This is a genomic window from Gemmatimonadota bacterium (assembly GCA_026706345.1).
Lineage (GTDB): Bacteria > JAAXHH01 > JAAXHH01 > JAAXHH01 > JAAXHH01 > JAAXHH01.
This window is the reverse complement of the sequence record JAPOYX010000270.1, coordinates 1-4,299: the sequence shown is the minus strand read 5'-3', so window position 1 is coordinate 4,299 and position 4,299 is coordinate 1. Positions and strand designations below refer to the sequence as shown.

General features: G+C 60.0%; 7 protein-coding genes. All 7 read left to right on the top strand.

From position 1 onward, the window contains the following. Positions 1-315: 315 nt before the first annotated feature. Entirely contained in the window at positions 316-504 is a 189-nt protein-coding gene (gene secE / locus OXG98_18895; protein MCY3774081.1) for a preprotein translocase subunit SecE, read from the top strand. Between the two features lie 28 nt (positions 505-532). Further along, positions 533-1,069: a transcription termination/antitermination protein NusG gene (nusG, locus tag OXG98_18890; protein MCY3774080.1), complete on the top strand. Its 537-nt coding sequence runs from the start codon at positions 533-535 to the stop codon at positions 1,067-1,069. Between the two features lie 9 nt (positions 1,070-1,078). Further along, complete coding sequence (rplK, locus tag OXG98_18885) at positions 1,079-1,504, top strand: 50S ribosomal protein L11 (GenBank protein ID MCY3774079.1); 426 nt, start codon at positions 1,079-1,081, stop codon at positions 1,502-1,504. Between the two features lie 27 nt (positions 1,505-1,531). Next, a complete protein-coding gene (gene rplA / locus OXG98_18880; protein MCY3774078.1) occupies positions 1,532-2,230 on the top strand; it encodes a 50S ribosomal protein L1 in 699 nt (232 codons plus the stop codon). 47 nt (positions 2,231-2,277) lie between these two features. After that, complete coding sequence (gene rplJ, locus OXG98_18875) at positions 2,278-2,817, top strand: 50S ribosomal protein L10 (protein MCY3774077.1); 540 nt, start codon at positions 2,278-2,280, stop codon at positions 2,815-2,817. Positions 2,818-2,944: 127 nt separating this feature from the next. Next, positions 2,945-3,322 (top strand): 50S ribosomal protein L7/L12, encoded by a 378-nt coding sequence (rplL, locus tag OXG98_18870; GenBank protein ID MCY3774076.1) that lies wholly within the window; start codon positions 2,945-2,947, stop codon positions 3,320-3,322. A gap of 123 nt (positions 3,323-3,445) precedes the next feature. After that, on the top strand, positions 3,446-4,299 hold an 854-nt coding region (gene rpoB / locus OXG98_18865), incomplete at its 3' end, for a DNA-directed RNA polymerase subunit beta (protein ID MCY3774075.1).

Sequence of the window (4,299 nt, the reverse complement as noted above, 5' to 3'; positions counted from 1 at the left end):
CGGGAGGGCGGAAGAACCGTCGGCGCGGGCGTCGTCACAGAAGTCATCGAGTAACGGCAGGTATTGGCATAGAAGACACGGGGCGGAGAGCGATCGAATCGATCCCCACCCGGTTGGTTTGGATGATTTTGACATAGAAGACGCGCGAAATTGCAGGCCGGCGACGCGAACTGAGCGGAAATCACAGTTCCGGCCTGCCTTTTTATGCAATGTAACGCGCGCAGGCGCACGCGGGCACACGGCGAACCATTGAATGACCGCGACGTTCCGAAACAGACGGAAGACGGGCGGCCATTACAGCACGAAACACGGAATATGTACGAACGAACGGTGGACTTTCTGAGGGAAGTAAGGACGGAACTGTCCAAGGTGAACTGGCCGAGCCGAAACGAATTGATCGGTTCGACGACCGTGGTCATCGTGATCACGCTGATTCTGGCCGCATTCACCGGGGTGATCGATTTCATTCTGTCCATCATACTGAGCCGTTTACTCGGGGCCTGACGCGTAGCGAGAGATGATGAGGTGAGTCATGGACAAGCGCTGGTATGTGATTCATACCTATTCAGGTCATGAGAACAAGGTGAAGACCCACCTAGAAAAACTGAAGGTCCGGGAAGGGTTGGAAGAGAAAATCGGCGAGATTCTCATCCCTACCGAAGAAATCGTAGAGATGAAGCAGGGGAAGAAAACATCCACCATACGCAAGCTTTTCCCCAGCTACGTCCTCGTGGAAATGGAGATGGACCGCGATTCCTGGCACCTGGTGACCAACGCGCCGGGCGTTACCCATTTCGTCGGAAGCGGACCCCGGCCGCAGCCCCTGCGGGAGAGTGAGCTGAACCGCATTCTGCACCGGGACGAGCCGCACAAGGAAAAGGGAGAAGGCGTGGATATCCCTTACCGGACCGGCGACCAGGTCAAGGTGACCGACGGACCCTTTACCGATTTCACAGGTGTTGTGGAGGCGATACACCCCGACCGGCAGAAGCTCAAGGTCATGGTGAGCATATTCGGACGTGCAACCCCGGTGGAGCTCGATTTCCTCCAGGTCTCCCACGTCGCGTAGGAGGGTTTTGTGGCCAAGAAAATATCAACGGTGATCAAACTCCAGGTACCGGCAGGCCAGGCGAATCCGGCGCCGCCGGTGGGATCGGCGCTCGGCCAGCACGGCGTTAATCCCATGGAGTTCTGCAAGGTCTTCAACGCGAAAACCCAGGATCAGATGGGCCTCATCATACCGGTCGTGATCACGGTCTACGCCGATCGCAGTTTTTCCTTTATCACCAAAACGCCCCCCGCCGCCGTGCTGCTCAAGCGCGAAGCAGGACTGGCTAAAGCCTCCGGCGAACCGAACCGGGAAAAGGTCGGCAAGGTAACGCGGGACCAGGTCAGGCAGATCGCCGAGCTCAAGATGCCGGACCTGAACGCCGCGGATACGGAGGCGGCCATGCGCATGATCGAAGGCACGGCCCGCAGTATGGGCATCGAGGTGGAAGGCTAACCGAGTAAAGCCGCAAGGAGACGGGCCATGAAAAGAGGAAGGCGCTATCTGGCCGCCAGCGAGAAAGTGGAAGCGGGAAGGGATTATCCCCTTGAGGACGCGTTGTCGATTGTCAAGGAGACGTCGAAGACGAAATTCGACGAGACCGTCGAGGTGGCCATGCGGCTGAACGTGGATCCCCGCCACGCGGACCAGATGGTACGGGGCGCGGTGGCGCTGCCCCATGGAACGGGGAAGGAAACCAGGGTGCTCGTGCTGACGCGGGGCGAAGCGCAGAAAGACGCCCAGGAAGCCGGCGCGGACTACGTCGGCGCCGACGAGTATATCGAGCAGATCGAAAAAGGCTGGACCGAATTCGACGTCGTGATCGCCACGCCCGATATCATGCGCGACGTGGGCAAGCTGGGACGCGTACTGGGTCCCCGTGGACTCATGCCCAATCCGAAGAGCGGCACCGTTACCTTTGACGTCGGTCCGGCGGTCCGGGAAGTGAAATCCGGCCGGATCGAGTACCGCGTGGACCGCAACGGCAACCTGCACGCTGCCGTGGGCAAGGCGTCCTTCTCGGTCCAGCAGTTGAAGGAAAACGCTTCGGCGTTCATCGACGCGGTCATGCGGGCGAAGCCTGCATCCGCCAAAGGGCAGTACATACGGCGGCTTACCATCTCGTCCACCATGGGCCCCGGCGTATCGGTCGATCGCCAGGCGGCGACCGTCGAGGCGTAGATGCGACCACGGCCAGGAGCCGTGGGTAGAAAAGGAGTCATGACAACATGCCCCAGCCGCGTGCCGTTAAAGAGCAGATCGTCCAGGATCTGACGACGCGATTGAAGGAAACCGACAGCGTTTACCTGACGGACCTTACCGGCCTGGACGTCGGCGAGGTAACGGAGTTGCGAAGCCAGTTGCGGGCGGAGTCCGTGGAATGCCGCGTGATAAAGAATACGCTTACCCGCCTCGCCATCGCCAACGCGGGCCTGCCCGACCTGGGGGAAACCCTGGATGGTCCGACGGCGCTCGTCATGTCGAGCGACCCCGTGGCGCCGGCGAAGATACTCATCAATTTCGGCAAGGAACACGAGGAACGGCCCCGCATCAAGGGCGGGTTCCTGACCGGCGAGATCATCGACGTTGCGCAGGCCCGGACACTGTCCAGGCTGCCCGGCAGGGATGAACTGCTGGCCAAGACGGTCAGCGGTATTGCCGCGCCCATTACCGGCCTGGTGTTCACGTTGTCGGGCGTGCTGAGCAGCCTGGTCCGCACCGTGTCGGCCGTTTCGCAGCAGAAGGCCGCGCAGGAAGGCGGCGAATGAAAGCCGTGCGTGCCGGTTCGACCGGCGTAGCCAGGCATGACCGTTTGTTTGTGATCGGCAAGCATAGCCGAACCAGTCGAGAAAACCATTTAAGGTAGTATTCCTTAATATATAACGGAGGTATGTAATCATGGCCGTGTCCGATATCGTAGATCAGATCGAACAGCTGACCGTGCTGGAACTGAATGATCTCGTGAAGACGCTTGAAGACAAGTTCGGCGTTTCAGCCGCGGCGACGGTGGCTGTCGCCGCACCCGGCGCCGCCGACGCAGCCGCGCCGGCAGAAGAAGAGAAGGATTCCTTCGACGTCGTGCTGACCGGTTTCGGCGACAAGAAGATCCAGGTCATCAAGGTCGTTCGCGCAATAACGGGCCTGGGACTGAAAGAGGCCAAGGCGCTGGTTGACGGCGTTCCCGGCGCGCTGAAGGAGGGCGTAACCAAAGAGGAAGCCGACGACATTCAGAAGCAGATCGAAGAAGCGGGCGGAACTGTCGAACTCAAATAGGCAGGGTGGTAAACCGTATCGGTCCGCGTGGCGGGCGCGGCGGCCGTCGTGACGTGCACGGGTCGCCGGCGCTTTCGTCCACGGGTTCTATTCACCTACCTGCCGAAAGGATGTGGTCAGCCGATGGATAAAACTCAGATCACACGCCATGATTTTTCCAAACTGCCCTCCATCATCGAAATGCCGAACCTGCTGGCGGTTCAGATAGATTCCTTCAACGCGTTTCTACAGGCCGACGTACCCGTTTCCGAGCGCAGGAACCAGGGCCTGCAGGCCGTTTTCCTCGACATATTCCCCATCACGGACATCCACGAGCACTTCTCGCTCGAGTTCATCGAATACATGCTGGGCGAGCCGAAGTACACCGTCCTCGAATGCCAGGAACGGGGTATGACCTACGCGATCCCCCTGAAGGCGAGACTTCGCCTGGTGATCCGCGAGGAGGGGAGCGGCGCCGACGAGAAGAAGGTCAAGGACATCATCGAGCAGACCGTGTTCCTCGGGGAACTGCCGCTGATCACGGAGAAGGGCACGTTCATCATCAACGGGGCCGAACGGGTCATCGTGTCGCAGCTGCAGCGTTCCTACGGGGTATTCTTCTCTGAAGAAACCCACCCTAACGGAAAGCAGCTTTACTCCGCCCGCATCATACCGGAACACGGTACCTGGCTGGAATTCAGCCTGGACGTGAACGACGTGCTTTTCGTCCATATCGACCGAAAGCGGAAGCTGCCCGTGACCCTGCTGCTCCGCGCGCTAGGCTACGAGAGCAACGACCGCATCTACCAGCTGTTCTACGAATTCGACGACGTCCAGGCCAGGCAGGCCGGTGATCTGATCGGGCGCAGCATCGGCGAACCGGTCGTCGACAAGAAAACCGGGGAGGTCGTCGCGGAGAGCGGAGAAGCGCTGTCGGAAGCGCTGGCCGAAACGCTGTCCGAAGGAAAGGGCCACGCCCGAATGATCAAGGTCGTCCG

Coding starts and splice junctions, on each gene's coding strand:
- secE (MCY3774081.1), top strand. CDS start 316: ATGTACGAACGAACGGTGGACTTTCTGAGGGAAGTAAGGACGGAACTG.
- nusG (MCY3774080.1), top strand. CDS start 533: ATGGACAAGCGCTGGTATGTGATTCATACCTATTCAGGTCATGAGAAC.
- rplA (MCY3774078.1), top strand. CDS start 1,532: ATGAAAAGAGGAAGGCGCTATCTGGCCGCCAGCGAGAAAGTGGAAGCG.
- rplJ (MCY3774077.1), top strand. CDS start 2,278: ATGCCCCAGCCGCGTGCCGTTAAAGAGCAGATCGTCCAGGATCTGACG.